The 14,771-nt window shown below is 41.8% G+C and carries 16 protein-coding genes; 6 read left to right on the plus strand and 10 right to left on the minus strand.

Annotated features, from left to right (window positions below):
• Positions 1 to 103: 103 nt before the first annotated feature.
• Positions 104 to 1,657 (minus strand): NAD(P)/FAD-dependent oxidoreductase, encoded by a 1,554-nt coding sequence (locus WC743_RS18680; protein WP_373014393.1) that lies wholly within the window; start codon positions 1,655 to 1,657, stop codon positions 104 to 106.
• A 340-nt stretch (positions 1,658 to 1,997) separates the two neighbouring features.
• Here WC743_RS18680 and WC743_RS18685 point away from each other — a divergent pair, with 340 nt between their 5' ends.
• Positions 1,998 to 2,567: an RNA polymerase sigma factor gene (locus tag WC743_RS18685; RefSeq protein WP_373014395.1), complete on the plus strand. Its 570-nt coding sequence runs from the start codon at positions 1,998 to 2,000 to the stop codon at positions 2,565 to 2,567.
• Positions 2,568 to 2,818: 251 nt separating this feature from the next.
• Here WC743_RS18685 and WC743_RS18690 read toward each other — a convergent pair whose 3' ends face one another.
• Positions 2,819 to 5,110: a GH92 family glycosyl hydrolase gene (locus WC743_RS18690; protein ID WP_373014397.1), complete on the minus strand. Its 2,292-nt coding sequence runs from the start codon at positions 5,108 to 5,110 to the stop codon at positions 2,819 to 2,821.
• A 199-nt stretch (positions 5,111 to 5,309) separates the two neighbouring features.
• Here WC743_RS18690 and WC743_RS18695 point away from each other — a divergent pair, with 199 nt between their 5' ends.
• From WC743_RS18695 to WC743_RS18715, 5 genes are all read left to right on the plus strand, one after another.
• Positions 5,310 to 5,888: a LemA family protein gene (locus WC743_RS18695; protein ID WP_373014399.1), complete on the plus strand. Its 579-nt coding sequence runs from the start codon at positions 5,310 to 5,312 to the stop codon at positions 5,886 to 5,888.
• A gap of 148 nt (positions 5,889 to 6,036) precedes the next feature.
• On the plus strand, positions 6,037 to 6,471 hold the full coding sequence (locus WC743_RS18700; RefSeq protein ID WP_373014401.1) for a TPM domain-containing protein: 435 nt from the start codon (positions 6,037 to 6,039) through the stop codon (positions 6,469 to 6,471).
• A gap of 8 nt (positions 6,472 to 6,479) precedes the next feature.
• Positions 6,480 to 7,289, plus strand: coding sequence for a YgcG family protein (locus WC743_RS18705; RefSeq protein ID WP_373014402.1), 810 nt, complete (start codon positions 6,480 to 6,482; stop codon positions 7,287 to 7,289).
• 32 nt (positions 7,290 to 7,321) lie between these two features.
• A complete protein-coding gene (locus WC743_RS18710; RefSeq protein ID WP_373014404.1) occupies positions 7,322 to 7,735 on the plus strand; it encodes a hypothetical protein in 414 nt (137 codons plus the stop codon).
• Entirely contained in the window at positions 7,722 to 8,273 is a 552-nt protein-coding gene (locus tag WC743_RS18715) for an NUDIX hydrolase (RefSeq protein WP_373014406.1), read from the plus strand. Before WC743_RS18710 ends, WC743_RS18715 begins: the two co-directional genes overlap by 14 nt.
• Before the next feature lie 14 nt (positions 8,274 to 8,287).
• Here the strand turns inward: WC743_RS18715 and WC743_RS18720 are convergent, their stop codons facing one another.
• The 8 genes from WC743_RS18720 to WC743_RS18755 all read right to left on the minus strand — a co-directional run bounded on the left by WC743_RS18720 (position 8,288) and on the right by WC743_RS18755 (position 14,765).
• Positions 8,288 to 8,785 carry an acetyl-CoA carboxylase biotin carboxyl carrier protein subunit gene (locus WC743_RS18720; RefSeq protein ID WP_373014408.1) on the minus strand — a complete coding sequence of 166 codons (498 nt, stop codon included), beginning with the start codon at positions 8,783 to 8,785 and terminating at the stop codon, positions 8,288 to 8,290.
• 68 nt (positions 8,786 to 8,853) lie between these two features.
• On the minus strand, positions 8,854 to 9,516 hold the full coding sequence (locus WC743_RS18725) for a DUF4159 domain-containing protein (RefSeq protein WP_373014410.1): 663 nt from the start codon (positions 9,514 to 9,516) through the stop codon (positions 8,854 to 8,856).
• The gene (locus tag WC743_RS18730) at positions 9,517 to 10,224 is read right to left on the minus strand and encodes a 16S rRNA (uracil(1498)-N(3))-methyltransferase (RefSeq protein WP_373014411.1); all 708 of its coding nucleotides are present in this window, start codon (positions 10,222 to 10,224) and stop codon (positions 9,517 to 9,519) included.
• A gap of 58 nt (positions 10,225 to 10,282) precedes the next feature.
• A complete protein-coding gene (locus WC743_RS18735) occupies positions 10,283 to 11,623 on the minus strand; it encodes a hemolysin family protein (protein WP_373014413.1) in 1,341 nt (446 codons plus the stop codon).
• Between the two features lie 7 nt (positions 11,624 to 11,630).
• Positions 11,631 to 12,176 (minus strand): inorganic diphosphatase, encoded by a 546-nt coding sequence (locus WC743_RS18740; protein ID WP_373014415.1) that lies wholly within the window; start codon positions 12,174 to 12,176, stop codon positions 11,631 to 11,633.
• A gap of 8 nt (positions 12,177 to 12,184) precedes the next feature.
• Complete coding sequence (locus WC743_RS18745) at positions 12,185 to 12,838, minus strand: DedA family protein (RefSeq protein WP_373014417.1); 654 nt, start codon at positions 12,836 to 12,838, stop codon at positions 12,185 to 12,187.
• Between the two features lie 58 nt (positions 12,839 to 12,896).
• Positions 12,897 to 14,276 (minus strand): NADH-quinone oxidoreductase subunit N, encoded by a 1,380-nt coding sequence (locus tag WC743_RS18750; RefSeq protein WP_373014419.1) that lies wholly within the window; start codon positions 14,274 to 14,276, stop codon positions 12,897 to 12,899.
• Positions 14,277 to 14,390: 114 nt separating this feature from the next.
• Positions 14,391 to 14,765, minus strand: a complete 375-nt coding sequence (locus WC743_RS18755; RefSeq protein ID WP_373014421.1) for a four helix bundle protein — start codon at positions 14,763 to 14,765, stop codon at positions 14,391 to 14,393.
• Positions 14,766 to 14,771 lie beyond the last annotated feature (6 nt).

The following is a 14,771-nucleotide window of genomic DNA, read 5'->3' on the forward strand; positions in this document are numbered from 1 at the left end:
CTTTAGGCTCAGGAGGCCGGTATCCGCTGCAATCGGGTTTAGAGAACTTCGTCAGAATTCTAAGAATAAGTCGGGGAGTAATGTAAAAGCGGGAGCGTTTTTATTAAACACCCAAATACCTAACCACCCCATCAGCACAGTTAACCCCATCAATAGCAGCGGAAATAATCCCTCCGGCATAACCGGCACCTTCACCACATGGAAACAAACCGGCAACCTGCGGGTGCTGAAAAGTTTCCCTGTCACGTGGTACTTTAATGGGTGATGATGTGCGCGACTCTACCCCTACCAAAATTGCTTCATTGGTATAATATCCCTTCATTTTGCGCCCAAAAGCAGGCAGGGCCTTCCGCAGGCGGGCATGGATCCAATCTGGTAATACTTCCTTCAAATCTACGCTTTTACAGCCCGGCAGGTATGAGTTTACAGGCAGATTGGCAGACACGCGGCCCTCAACAAAATCAACCATGCGCTGGGCCGGGGCAACCAGGTTACCGCCGCCTGCTTTAAAAGCCAGGTGCTCCGCCTGCTGCTGAAATTCCAGCATCCTGAAAGGGTCGTTCATATCACCCTTCACATCTTCCATATTTATTTGTACCACCGTGCCAGAGTTGGCAAACGGGTTATTCCGTTTCGACGGGCTCCAGCCATTCACTACTATTTCATCAGCAGCGGTGGCACAGGGGGCTATTATACCACCCGGGCACATGCAGAACGAGAACACACCTCTATCATCCACCTGCTCAACCAAATTGTAGTATGATGGCGGCAAATCGGGCCCACGGTATTCGCAATGGTACTGGGCACGGTCAATAATTTCCTGCGGATGCTCAATTCGTACGCCCAGGGCAAAAGGTTTGGCTTCTATCAGTATATTTTGACTATGCAGCATCCTGAAAATATCATGTGCCGAGTGGCCGGTTGCCAATATCACGGCATCTGCCAAAAGCTTTTCGCCATTAGCCAGTTGTACGCCTTTTATCTTTCCAAATTCAACCAGCAGGGCTGTCACTTTGGTATCAAATAAAACTTCGCCGCCTGCATTTAAAATATTTTCGCGCATGGCGGTAATTATCTGCGGCAGCTTATTAGTGCCAATATGCGGGCGGGCATCTACCAAAATATCTTCGGTAGCGCCGTGGGCAACAAAGGTTTTCAGCACACCGTTCACATCACCGCGCTTGGTTGACCGCGTGTAAAGCTTACCATCTGAATATGTTCCCGCTCCGCCTTCACCAAAGCAATAGTTCGATTCAGGGTTTACAAGGCCTTGTTTATTAATATTTGCCAGATCGCGGCGGCGCTGCTTAACATCTTTACCGCGCTCCAGTATTACGGGTTTAAGGCCTTGTTCTATACATTGTAAAGCGGCAAAAATTCCGGCAGGCCCGGCTCCTACAATAATTACTCTTTTGGCATCCTTTACGCTTTGGTACTGGTGATTAAATATTTCGGGCTGGTATGGTTCATCAACATAAACCCGTACTTGCATTCGGTAAAGCACCTTACGGCCACGCGCGTCAATAGAGCGTTTAAGTATTTTTATGCCATTAATTTTATTGGCGGGAATATTTGCTGCTGCCGAAGCAAGGCTTGTTAATACGGCTTCATCTTCCTGCTGCCCTGGCGGGCAAACAATTTCTACTTCTTTTGTCATGTTGCAATGCCGGGTTTTTATCCCGGATGGTGCAAAGATAGTTTTTTCAATTTGCAGTTGAAGATTATGAATGTAACCACAGAGGGCACTAAGAAAAGAAGCACAGAGAACACTGAGTGAAGAGTTAATTAAGATTTAAAATTTGTGGATATCCGCTGTGAAAGTCTTAGTGCACTTTGTGGTAAAACAACCCTTTATAAACAAGAAGCGTTCTCTACCGTACGGTAACTGTACGATAACGGACGCCTAAAAAATTAGTTAAATTTTATCCACCTGATTATCAATGCATTAAAAATATGGCAGCAGTTTGGCATAGGTGCTTATAATACAAAAGATTACCATGACACCGAACACCGACAACAGATTAAGTAGCCTTTGGGAAGGATGTTTAAAAAACGACAGGAAACAACAGGAAATGTTGTACAAATTATTAGCACCAAAAATGCTTGCTGTTTGCATGCGTTATGCTAAAGATAAAGACGAAGCACAAGACATACTACAAGAAGGTTTTATAAAAATGTTTAAAAACATGCACAACTACCGTGGCGAAGGCAACCTGGAAGGCTGGATCCGCCGCATTATGGTACACAGTGCAATATCGCGTTACCGCAAAGCTAAAACAATGGTTTTGGTTGATGATTTTGCCGAAAGCAACATACACATAAGCAGCAGCTACAACGGCAATGGATTAGAAGCACAGGATATAATGAGCATGGTACAGGAATTACCTACAACTTACCGCTCCGTTTTTAATATGTACGCTATTGAAGGTTACTCACACTTCGAGATAGGAAACAGCCTGGGCATATCTGAATTATTATCGCGCACTACCTTGTACCGTGCACGTACCATGTTAAAAGAGAAGCTGATGAGTTTAGCTGTAAGAGAACGCCACTGCCTGGCAGGATAATAGCCTCACCCCGGCCCTCTCCAAAGGAGAGGGAGATAAAAAGAAATGTGGATTGCAATTTTAATTGCGCAATCCACCAGGTCAGCCGGAAAAATTGTCTGAACCGGGATTGTCAGAATAACACCTCTTCAATATTCGAAATCCAAAAATTCGGTATTCATTATTGCTTTTCTCTTCGCCATCCTACTAAACAAAAAATGGTTGATCAGCTTCCTAAAACCAATCAACCACTCTCTATTCACTATTTTATATTACTTGTGTTTATTGCTCATATAGAACACCATTTCACCGCCGTTCATAATATCAGCGTGATTAATGGACAGGCCTGCTAATAGTTTGCCGTTCAGGGTTATTTTTTGCACATAAACATTCTTTTCGCTTTGGTTTTTAACGATGATGTTAAAGGTTTTGCCATTGCCAACCTGCACCACTGCGCTGTTAATAGCCGGGCTGCCAATTGCATACTCCGGTGAACCGGGCGCCATTGGGTAAAAACCTAATGAGCTAAAAATATACCAGGCACTCATTTGGCCGGTATCGTCATTACCGCCTAACCCATCAGGTGTTGGTTTATACATACGGGGCAATATCATCCGGATACGTTCCTGTGTTTTCCAGGGCTTGTCAGTCCAGTTGTATAGGTAAGCCACGTGGTGCGATGGCTCGTTACCATGCACGTAGTTGCCAATAATACCGTCGCGGGTAATATCTTCAGTCTCTGCAAAGTATTTATCCGGCAGGTTCATTGTAAATAACGAATCAAGGTAACCTACAAAGCGTTTATCACCACCCATCAATTTAATTAAACCTTCAGGATCTTGCGGGGCAAACAAGGTATAGTTCCATGAGTTTCCTTCAATAAAACCCTCATTGATAGTGCTTAGCGGGTCAAACTTAGCGCGGAAAGTACCGTCTGCCTTTTTCGGCCTCATGAAGCCCGACTTAGGGTCGTAAACGTTTTTATAATTTTCGCTGCGTTTAATAAATTCATTGTAAATATCTGTTTTACCCAGTTTTTTAGCCATTTGCGCTATAGCCCAATCGTCATAAGCATACTCTAAAGTATTTGATACCGATACCCCGGTTTTTTCATCGGGCACATAACCTTTGTCAATGTATTCGCCAATACCTTCATAACTGCGGTGGCGCGCTGTGATTACGGCAGCATCCAGCGCTTTGTTGGCATCAAACGGCGCATTTCCTTTTACAACAGCATCTGCCAAAACAGATACACTGTGATAACCGCTCATGCACCAGTTCTCGTTAGCCGAATTGCTCCATACCGGCAACATCTTCTCCGGGCTTTGGTCAAAATGTACCAGCATTGATTTGATCATATCCGCATTGCGCTGCGGCTGTATAATGTTAAACAGCGGGTGCAGGCCACGGTAGGTATCCCACAAAGAGAAGGTGGTGTAATTGGTAAAGCCTTCTGCCTTGTGTATGTTTTGGTCAAGGCCTTTATACTGCCCGTCAACATCCATATAAACAGTTGGGTTGATCATGGTATGATACATTGCCGTATAAAAATCCTGTTTCCTTTCGGTACTGCCGGTTACGGTTATCTTTTCCAGCTCGGTTTCCCATTGCTGCTGGCCATCATTTTTCACTTTATCAAAATCCCATCCCGGTACTTCGGCCTGCATGTTAGCCATTGCACCATCCATGCTTACGCCGGATAGGGCAAATTTTATCTTGATCTTCTCTCCTTCGTTGGTTTTAAAATCAAAGTAAGCACGAATCTGTTTGCCGGCTATTTCAGGAAAATCTTTTGTTTGATTGAACTTACCCCAAAAACCGCCATACGTTTGGCGTTTATCATACTTTTTAAATCCATGGTGAATAAATGGCTTTGAAAATGCCATTGCAAAATACAGGTTACGGGTACGTGCCCAGCCATTAGTTTGGCGGTAACCTACCAGTGTACTATCATTCAGTACCTTTACATAGGTCCAAACTGTTTTGTCGGGATAATTATAAATCCCAGCCATCAGGTCAAGTATAATATGCGACTGATCTGATTTTGGAAAAGTATACTGATGAAAACCAACACGGGTACTTGTGGTCATTTCGGCAGTAATATTGCTTTCGTCAAGTTTTACCTTGTAGTAGTTGGCCGCGCTTACTTCATTAGCGTGCGAAAAGCCCGAGCGATAGCCGCTGCCGGGTTTATCTGCCGTACCGGGGTTAAGTTTCAATTGCCCCACTGTTGGCATAATCAAAAAATCGCCCAGGTCTGAGTGGCCCGTACCGCTAAAGTGGGTATGACTAAAGCCTACTATCGTTTTATCTTCATATTGGTAACCGGCGCAGTATTCATAAACTTTGGGGTTGTATTTTCCGTTTAGTTCATAACCGGCTGTATCTGTTTCGGGGCTTAACTGCACCATACCAAACGGAACAGTTGCGCCGGGGTAAGTATGGCCCATACGTTGTGTGCCTATAATAGGCTTTACGTATTGCACTAATTTTTCATGAGGCGTATTTTGGGCCGAGGCATATAAGCCGGTACAGGTTAATGCTATAGCTAATAGTTTTTTCATTATATGGGCAATAGTAATAGATCAGTAATCAAATTTAACGGGAGCAAATATAAAATCATATACATGGTTAGCAGTATTTAATTACATTTACATACACCAATTATTGCCAATATGGCGCAATTGTTACAGATTGTAACATCGGTATGAGTTTTGTATCTAATTAAGAAATCAACATCACCATAAATAAGAACAAAAAACAATGAAAAAATTATTCTCAGCAATATTAGTTGTAGTGGCAGCAATGTCATTAAGCTCATGCAGTTATAATAGCATGGTTAAGGGCGATGAAAACATTAAAGGCAAATGGGGCGAAGTGCAAACCCAGTACCAACGCCGCAGTGATCTTATCCCTAACTTAGTATCAACCGTAAAGGGCGAAGCTAACTTTGAGAAAGGTACATTAACAGAAGTTACCGAGGCCCGCGCCAAAGCAACATCTATACAGGTTGACCCTACAAAGCTTACTCCTGAAACCATTCAAAAGTACCAGGAAGCACAAGGCCAGTTAAGTACTGCTTTGGGCAGGTTACTGGTAGCTTCAGAGAACTACCCAACCTTAAGGGCTAATGATGCCTTTAGAGGGTTACAGGTGCAATTAGAAGGCACAGAGAACCGCATATCAGTAGCGCGTCGTGATTTTAACATTGCCGTGCAGGATTATAACAGCAAGATCCGTTCATTCCCGGCTAATATTACGGCCAAAATGTTCGGCTTTACCGAAAAAGGTTATTTCCAATCTGAAGCAGGTTCTGACAAAGCGCCAAAAGTTGCGTTTTAATTAGTGAATTATGAGTTAGTGAATGCAAGAATTAATGATTTAGTGAATCAGCGAATTAGTGATTGTTACTAATCGCCTTTCATAAATCATTAATTCATTCCTAACCTTAATCACTAAATCACTAATCGTCAATTCACCAATTAAACAGATGGCAGTATTTACCGAAGAAGAGCAACAGCGCATACAAAAGGCGGTGGCCGAGGCCGAGAAAAACACCTCAGGAGAGATACGGGTTTGTATTGAAAAAACCTGCAGCGATGAAGCGCTTGACCGTGCTGTAAGGTATTTTACCCAGCTGGAAATGCACAAAACCAAACTGCGTAACGGTGTGCTTATTTATGTAGCCACCGTTGATCGTAAGTTTGCCATTATAGGCGATGCCGGTATAAACAAGGTAGTTCCGGTTGATTTTTGGGATAAAACCAAAGATGACATGCTAAACCACTTAAAACATGGCAATTTAGTTGATGGCATTGTAACCGGTGTAGAACATGCCGGCGAGCAGCTAAAAAAATATTTCCCGTACCTGCTTGATGACAAGAACGAATTGTCTGATGATATTGCCTTTATGGATGGCCAATAAAAACTAAAATGTTTAAAAAACTCATACTATGCCTTGGCTTATTGCTATGCTTTGCCCAGGCGTTTTCACAGGAATATCCCGAAAGGCCTACCAATAGCCCGGTAGCCGACTTTACCAATACCTTAACAGCGGCCGATAAACAAAAGCTTGATGCTAAAATTAAAGCTTTTGAAGATTCTACTTCCAACCAAATAGCCGTTGTGATCATCCAATCAGTTGGTGAATATGACATTATTGAGTATGGTAACGGCCTTATCCGCAAATGGGGCATAGGCCAAAAAGATAAGAATAACGGTGTATTGATACTTGTTGCCCTTGCTGATCGTAAAATGTCTGTACAAACCGGTTACGGCCTTGAAGGCGCTTTGCCGGATATTGTTACGCAACAAATTATCCAAAATGATATGAAGCCCCGCTTTAGGGAGAATGATTATTACGGCGGATTAGACGCAGCCACTGATAATATTATAAAATATACCAAAGGCGAATACAAATCTACAGGCAAAAAGGCTACAAACAGGGGCAACCGTAAAGATGGCAGCCCTATAGGTTTTATTGTAATTATTGTTGTAGTTGTACTTATCATGGTATTCCGCAACCGTGGTGGCGGCGGTGGTGGCGGTAAGCAAATTATTGGCAGCCGTGGCAGCGCAAATCCTTTTTGGTGGTTACTGGCAGGCAGCATGCTTGGCGGTGGCGGCAGAAGCAGCGGCGGCAACGACTGGGGAGGTTTCTCTGGTGGCGGCGGAGGAGGCGGTGGCTGGGGTGGCTTTGGCGGCGGTAGTAGCGGCGGCGGCGGTTCATCAGGCAGCTGGTAATTCAAGAAAAATAACCTTTAATTAAGCTACACATGCAGCAGCACGATTATATACTTAACGAGGCCCGTAAGCTTGCTTTAATTTTGGCAAAGCTTATGGGCCTTAAAGTTGAAGGCAGAGAAGAGGATTACCTGCAATATTTTAACAGTACTTTACAGGATGAATACAGCATTGAACTTGAGGAACTACTAAATCTGTCGGACGATGAATTTGCTGATGCGTTAAAAAAAGCCGACCATAGTGCTGATAAGTTGAATGCCCTAAGCCAGATGTTGTATATGTTTGCCGAACCTTTTGAAGCAAATGAAGACACGGCTGCCATCCTGAAAAAAGTAATGATCATTTTTGATCTGTTGGAAACACAGCATCATTTTGAATCTTTTGAAAACTTAAACAAAAGAAACGCTATTTACAGTTTCTTTAATACTAACTATGAGCGATCTTAACTGGAAAACCTGTTCATCAGAATACATACATAAAGGCCCCTGGGCCACATTACGGAGTGATAAATGCGAAATGCCTGATGGCACCATTGTAGACCAATACTACGTATTAGAATACCCAAATTGGGCTAACGCGGTTGCCTTAACTGAGGATAATAAAATAGTTATGGTTAGGCAGTATAGGCATGCGGCCGGGATTGTATCACTGGAAATACCCGGCGGTGTTATTGAAGATGGCGAAGAACCCGAAGCAGGTATGCGCCGCGAACTACTGGAAGAGACCGGTTACCAGTTTAATGAGGTGGAACTTTTAAGTATTGTTTATGCCAACCCCTCCACCGCAAATAATAAAACCTTTTGCTACCTGGCTAAAGGCGGTAAAAAAGTACAGGAACAAAAACTGGATGAACACGAGAGCCTGGTGGTAGAAGAATACACTATTGAAGAGGTAAAGCAACTCCTGGCCGATAATAAAATACCCCAGGCATTGCACTGTACCGGACTGTTTTACGCGTTAATGAAATTGGGAGAATTGAAATAGAGAGAAATCTTGTATTAAAACTGGATAAGTATCTGCCCCTTTTCTACCTTATCTCCCGGTTTAATTTTAATGGTTTTTACAATTACATCGGCAGGCGATTTAATAATGTTCTCCATTTTCATTGCTTCCAGTACAAAAAGGTTATCTCCTTTTTTAATTTCGGCACCTTCTTCAACTAAAACTTTTAACACCATCCCCGGCATTGGTGCTTTAATCTCGCTTACCTTAGCGGCCAACAGGCTGCTTAGCCCAAGTTTATCAAGCAAAACATCATACTGATCTTTAGCAGCAAGGGTATATATAGTATTATTCACTTTTATCTCCGCGGTTTTCGCATCACGGTTAAAGCTCACTACTTCGGCGTTGTATGATCTGTTTTCGTTTATCACATGGTATAGCAGATCATTCAACTGCTTTATATCGGCATTTATCACATTATCATTAACCTGCAGCACGCCGGCTTGCCTGTCAACTTCAAAATCGTGCTTATTGTTAACCTTTATTTTATACATAACATTGTCTGGGCAAAATTTACCGAATTTAAGAATTAGCAGAATTTATTCACTATTGAATGCCATTCTTATTTAGTGAATATATATTGGATCATATTAGCACCCATTCTTAGCGCTTTTAACCGGGCTTCCTGACTATCGCCGGCGTAGGTGCCATAGTCTTCCCATCCGTTGCCCAGATCGCACTCATAGGTATAAAAACACACTAACCGGCCTTTATATATCAGGCCGAACCCTTGCGGGCGCTTGCCATCATGCTCGTGTATTTTAGGGAGCCCTGTTGGGAAATTATATTTTTGATGATAAATGGCATAATTGGGTGGCAGCTCCACAAAGTCAAGCTCCGGGAAAACTTTTTTCATTTGCGGGCGAATAAACTTATCAAAGCCGTAGTTATCGTCAATATGCAAAAAGCCACCGCCTGTAAGGTACTTACGCAGGTTACTTGCTTCCTGGTCGCTAAAAATAACATTGCCATGCCCGGTCATAAACACAAAGGGGTAGTTAAAAAGTTCATCACTGCCAGCTTCTACCACCTCTTCTTCCGGCTGAAAGTTGGTTTTTAAATTAACGTTGCAAAATTTAATAAGATTGACCAATGCCGTGCGGTCGCCGTACCAATCGCCGCCCCCATTGTATTTTAGCCGGCCCATTTTGTATGATGGCGCTGTAAAACTGCTGATGCATAACAGCAAAGCAAAGGCTGTAACAATAAAAACGGATCTTTTCATTTAACGGTTTAAAAAGTTGGCCTCGAAACAGGCTTCCAAAGCGGCTGTTTCTGTACGCAGTCGGCTTTCACCTAAAGTTATGGCTTTATATCCGTTTTGCAAAGCGCTATCAACTTCGGCAGGGGTAAAGTCGCCTTCAGGGCCTATTAGTATTAAATAACGCCCGTTCTTTTCAATTGATTGTGCCAGGCTTACTTTTTCGCCATCGGCACAGTGGGCTATAAACTTTTGCCCGTTAAACGGCTGCTTTAAAAACTGGTTAAAGTTAATGGCAGGATTCAATACCGGGTGATATGCTTTAATAGATTGCTTAATTGCAGATGTAATGATCTTATCCAGCCTTTCAACCTTGGCCTCCTTCCGCTCAGATCGCTGGCAGATGATCAATGATATTTCATCGATGCCTATCTCTGTGGCCTTTTCCAGGAACCACTCCACTCTATCTAAATTTTTTGTGGGTGCTATGGCAATGTGCAGGTAATGGTTACGCTTATTAAATTCAGTAGTAACCGAATTGATCTGCAATATGGTACGCTTGGGGTGGGCGTCTTTTATTTCGGCCTCGTATAAGCCGCCTTTGCCATCTATCAGGGTAACCTCATCGCCAGCTACCAGCCTCAACACGCGCACTGCATGCTTACTTTCTTCTTCACTTAAAAAGTATTGGGGTAACGATGGGTTGATATCCGGTGTATAAAAAAGCTGCATAGACTTAAGCTAAAAAGCTGAAGGCTCAAAGCCAAAAGCTACTAAGTGTACTCCTTGTTTAATGTAAATCTACAGCGTCTTCTTCGTTAATAAGCAACTCCAGCTTTACAGATTCAATATTCTGATCAGATTTTTTTAGTACGGTGATGTTGTACCCGTTTGATTCTTTTTGCTCGCCTACATCAGGTATTTTACCAAAGATATGGCCCAACCAGCCTGATACGGTATCAAAATCGCCATCCTCGGGCAGGTCGTGCGGCAAATGCTCGTTCACATCATAGATAGGCGCCAGGGCGTTCACTACAAATTCGCGTTCACTTATCTTTTCAACAATAGGCTTTTCCTCGTCAAACTCATCCTGTATCTCGCCTACCAGTTCTTCAACAATATCTTCAAGGGTAACCATACCGGCAGTACCGCCAAACTCGTCAGATACAATAGCTATCTGGATACGCTTTTGCTGCAGCTCGGCCATCAGATCATTGATCTTTTTGGTTTCGGGAATAAAATATGGCTTGCGGATAATATTTTTCAGAACAATCTCTTCATTCCGTGCCAGCAAGGGTAAAATATCCTTAGCATGTACAATACCAATGATCTTATCTATCACATCATCATACACCGGCATGCGGGAATATCCTTCGGTTATCAGGATTTCCAACAACTCCTCTTTAGGGGTATCTACCTCAATGCCCGATATTTTGGTGCGGGGCACCATAATATTCTTAACCACACGCTCGTTAAAATCAAACACATTCTGTATCAGCTCATGTTCATTTGAATCAAGCGCGCCGGTCTCTTTACCCTGTTCCAATAAATATTGCAATTCTTCAGAACTATGGTGCATTTCGCCGCCTTCTAAAGTACTGATGCCTAAAAGTCTCAGAATAAAATTAGCGAAACCGTTTAACAGCCAGATAAACGGCCGAAACACTACAAAGAAAAAGCGCAATGGCAGAGAAACCGCCAGCGTTGTACGTACCGATTTTTGTATAGCCAATGACTTGGGGGCCAATTCGCCAAATACAATATGTAATACGGTAATAGCTATGAATGATAAAACATGGCTTGCTGTGATAAAGCCGGGAGTAAGCTCAATACCAACTGCCAAAAATGCTCTTAGCACAATATTGGTAACCACCCCCTCACCTATAACACCTAAACCAAGTGATGCAATAGTAATACCCAGCTGTGTTGCAGCCAGGTAACCATCTAAGTTATGTAATATGCCCCGTGCTACTTTAGCTACTCCGCTGCCGGATTTAGCCTTAATTTCAATTTGCGAGCCTCTTACTCTTACCATGGCAAACTCTGCGGCCACAAAAAAGCCGTTGAGCAGAACCAAAAATATGGTCAGGAATATGTAGAATACACTAATTTCGTAATGCGCGGGGTCCATTTATTATTTATTTGTGATCAGGGAAAGTAGACTTGTATAGTTCTAAACTTTCGTTAATTACCTTGTGCGCGTAACGTAAGCCCAGCAAATGCTCAATAGTTACATTCTTGCCTTCCAGTTTTTTGTAATCTTTAAAAAAGCGTACTATCTCTGTCATAGCATGCGGCGGTAACTCATTCAAATCATTAATGTAGTTTACAGACATATCGTTCTTAGCAACAGCTATGATCTTATCGTCCTGCTCTCCATTATCAACCATGTGCATTACGCCTACAATTTTTGCTTCGATGATAGACATCGGAAAAACATCAATAGAGCAAAGCACCAATATATCTAAAGGATCTTTATCATCACAATAAGTTTGTGGTATAAAGCCATAATTGGCAGGGTACATTACTGATGAAAATAAGACACGATCGAGCTTTAACAAGCCCGAATCTTTATCTATTTCATATTTAGCCTTTGATCCTTTAGGAATTTCTATGATTGCATTTACAATTTCAGGAATATTATCTCCCGGAGAGACTTGGTGCCAGGGGTGTTGTGTACTCATTTATTCTATTATATATTTTCTATTTTATCGTTATCCGTTTTTTTTAACCGTCCTTTTACATAGGTTACAATAAGCGGTATTGTAGTTACAAATATTAACCCCAGTATTATATACTGCAGGTTATTTTTCAATTCGGGGAACTGCCTGCCTAAAAAATACCCGGCTAAGGTTAATGTAGTTACCCAGGCAACACTGCCTATTATGTTATAAATTGTAAACTTTTTAAGGTCAACTCTTACTACACCTGCAAATATAGGGGCAAATGTCCTAACTATAGGGAAAAATCTGCCTAAAATCAAAGCCATGCCTCCATGTTTGGCATAAAACTCTTCTGCTACTGCTATGTATCTCTTTTTAAAGAAAAAAGAATCGTTTTTTTTGAACAGCATGGGCCCCGTTCGGTAACCAAACCAGTAGCCGGTATAATTGCCTAAAATGCCCGACGCGATCAATGAAAGCACTAATACATGAATAGGTACATCAATAACACCGGCGCTGCTTAATACGCCTGCAAGGAATAACAAATAATCGCCCGGTAAAAAAAAACCAAAAAATAAGCCTGTTTCAGCAAATACTACTATAAGCAACAGGTAAAACCCGCCAGTACTTAAAATGGCTTGCGCATCAGTTAAATTTTGAAGGTATTCCCAAAAGTTTTCCATTAAAACTATATCCGTAAAACTACAAATATTAAATCAATTTGCAGTTAAGGCCCTGTTATTAAATAAGAGCAGATATAATTGAAGGATAGATACCGATAAGAATTGTTGCCAATGCCGACAAGCCTAAAACAAATTTGTAGTAAGGCGGAACTTCAACCTCGGCACGCTCTGCACTGCGGAAATACATGGCAATAATAACCCTGAAGTAGTAAAATATACTGATGATAGCATTTACCACCGCTATAATTACCAGCCAGAATTTATAATGAGCCAACGCACCAGTAAACATGTAGAACTTACCAATAAACCCGGCAGTAAGCGGGATACCGGCTAATGATAGCATGCTGATAGTAAGCACCAATGCCAGGAACGGGTTTCTTTTTGCAAGGCCGTTAAAGCCTTCAAAGTTATCGCTGCCGGTTTGTTGCCTCACCAATATTAAAGCGCCAAAGGCTACAATTGAAGCAATTGAATAAGCGGTAGCATATACAAATATTGAATTTGCCGAGCCTGCGCCTATTGCAACTATTGCAAATAACAGGTAGCCCGCATGTGATATGCTGGAGAATGCCAGCATACGCTTAAAGCTTTGCTGGTATAGTGCTGTTATATTGCCTATAAATAGGGTGATGATAGTAATAACCATTAATACCGGCGCCCAAAAATCTGCCATCAAAATAAAGCTTGCAGAGAATAAACGCAGGAATGCCGCGAAGCCCGCTACCTTAACCACGGTTGACATGTAAAGCGTGATCAATGATGGTGAGCCTTCGTATACGTCTGGTGTCCAGAAGTGGAAAGGGGCGGCACCAACCTTAAAGCAAAGGCCAACCACTATCAGTAATATACCGGTGTAAAATATGGGGTCGATATCATGCGGGTGGGTAGCTACATAATCGCGGATGCCTTCCAGATCAAATGAACCCGAAGCACCATAGATAAGCGTGATACCAAACAATAAAAAGCCTGTTGAGAAAGCACCCATCAGGAAGTACTTTAAAGCCGCCTCATTTGATGCGAAGTCATTTTTGCGGATACCTGCCAATATATACAAGCTTACCGACATGATCTCGATTCCGATAAACAGCATTACCAGGTTGTGATAAGATACCATTACAATAATGCCTGCCAATGAGAATAAGATAATAGCGTAATACTCGGCAATATGGTTGCTTATTTTTTCAAAATATCCTTTAGAAAGCAATAATATTAATATGGTTGAAACTATGCTGATAACCGAAAAAGCGATAGAAAAATTATTGAACAGCATCATGCCATGATAAATAGGCACTGCATTATCGTTCCATTGTAAAACAGCTGCACCCAAAGCAACCAGTAAACCTACAACAGTTACCGGCAACAATGCCTTTTGAGCTTTGTATAAACCCATGTACAAAAGCACTATAGGTAAAACAGATATGATTATTAACGTGGTCATATATTAAATTCTAAAACCTAAATCCTAAACTCTAAAATTTAAACTCCAAATGCCAAATTCTAAAACCTAAATCTTAAAACTTAAACGCTGAACCTAAATTATGGGTATTAAAACCTATAGGTTATTTACTTTCATTTTTTCAAGGATAGCTCCAAATATTCTCATCAATTCAGTTCCTTCCTGTATCAATGCTTTTCGGGTAGCTTCCATTTGCTCTGTAACATCTATAAGCCTGAGCCATAACTGGCTTTCTTTTGCTTCTTTTCTACAGATCTTTATTCTATGTGAATAATCGTTTCTGCTAAAACTTTCATTAGCTTCAATCAAATTTGCCGCAACTGATCCGGAAGACCTTATCAACTGTTTGTAGTATTCGATGTTGTGTATCGATTTATCGATCTTCTTTAAAAACTCTTTCGTGTTGTTGGCAAAATCAAATGTTCTTTCTTCCAAATCGTATTTTTTAACATTTGATCTTTCCGCCTCCATTTTCTT

The sequence above is a fragment of the Mucilaginibacter sp. genome, from assembly GCF_041660805.1.
Lineage (GTDB): Bacteria > Bacteroidota > Bacteroidia > Sphingobacteriales > Sphingobacteriaceae > Mucilaginibacter.

Bases quoted from the DNA above. Each gene is read 5' to 3' on its own strand.
- WC743_RS18755 (WP_373014421.1), bottom strand. From the start codon at position 14,765: ATGGAGGCGGAAAGATCAAATGTTAAAAAATACGATTTGGAAGAAAGA.
- WC743_RS18710 (WP_373014404.1), top strand. From the start codon at position 7,322: ATGCAGCAGCACGATTATATACTTAACGAGGCCCGTAAGCTTGCTTTA.
- WC743_RS18730 (WP_373014411.1), bottom strand. From the start codon at position 10,224: ATGCAGCTTTTTTATACACCGGATATCAACCCATCGTTACCCCAATAC.
- WC743_RS18705 (WP_373014402.1), top strand. From the start codon at position 6,480: ATGTTTAAAAAACTCATACTATGCCTTGGCTTATTGCTATGCTTTGCC.
- WC743_RS18740 (WP_373014415.1), bottom strand. From the start codon at position 12,176: ATGAGTACACAACACCCCTGGCACCAAGTCTCTCCGGGAGATAATATT.
- WC743_RS18690 (WP_373014397.1), bottom strand. From the start codon at position 5,110: ATGAAAAAACTATTAGCTATAGCATTAACCTGTACCGGCTTATATGCC.
- WC743_RS18750 (WP_373014419.1), bottom strand. From the start codon at position 14,276: ATGACCACGTTAATAATCATATCTGTTTTACCTATAGTGCTTTTGTAC.
- WC743_RS18680 (WP_373014393.1), bottom strand. From the start codon at position 1,657: ATGACAAAAGAAGTAGAAATTGTTTGCCCGCCAGGGCAGCAGGAAGAT.
- WC743_RS18735 (WP_373014413.1), bottom strand. From the start codon at position 11,623: ATGGACCCCGCGCATTACGAAATTAGTGTATTCTACATATTCCTGACC.
- WC743_RS18745 (WP_373014417.1), bottom strand. From the start codon at position 12,838: ATGGAAAACTTTTGGGAATACCTTCAAAATTTAACTGATGCGCAAGCC.
- WC743_RS18685 (WP_373014395.1), top strand. From the start codon at position 1,998: ATGACACCGAACACCGACAACAGATTAAGTAGCCTTTGGGAAGGATGT.
- WC743_RS18700 (WP_373014401.1), top strand. From the start codon at position 6,037: ATGGCAGTATTTACCGAAGAAGAGCAACAGCGCATACAAAAGGCGGTG.
- WC743_RS18720 (WP_373014408.1), bottom strand. From the start codon at position 8,785: ATGTATAAAATAAAGGTTAACAATAAGCACGATTTTGAAGTTGACAGG.
- WC743_RS18715 (WP_373014406.1), top strand. From the start codon at position 7,722: ATGAGCGATCTTAACTGGAAAACCTGTTCATCAGAATACATACATAAA.
- WC743_RS18725 (WP_373014410.1), bottom strand. From the start codon at position 9,516: ATGAAAAGATCCGTTTTTATTGTTACAGCCTTTGCTTTGCTGTTATGC.
- WC743_RS18695 (WP_373014399.1), top strand. From the start codon at position 5,310: ATGAAAAAATTATTCTCAGCAATATTAGTTGTAGTGGCAGCAATGTCA.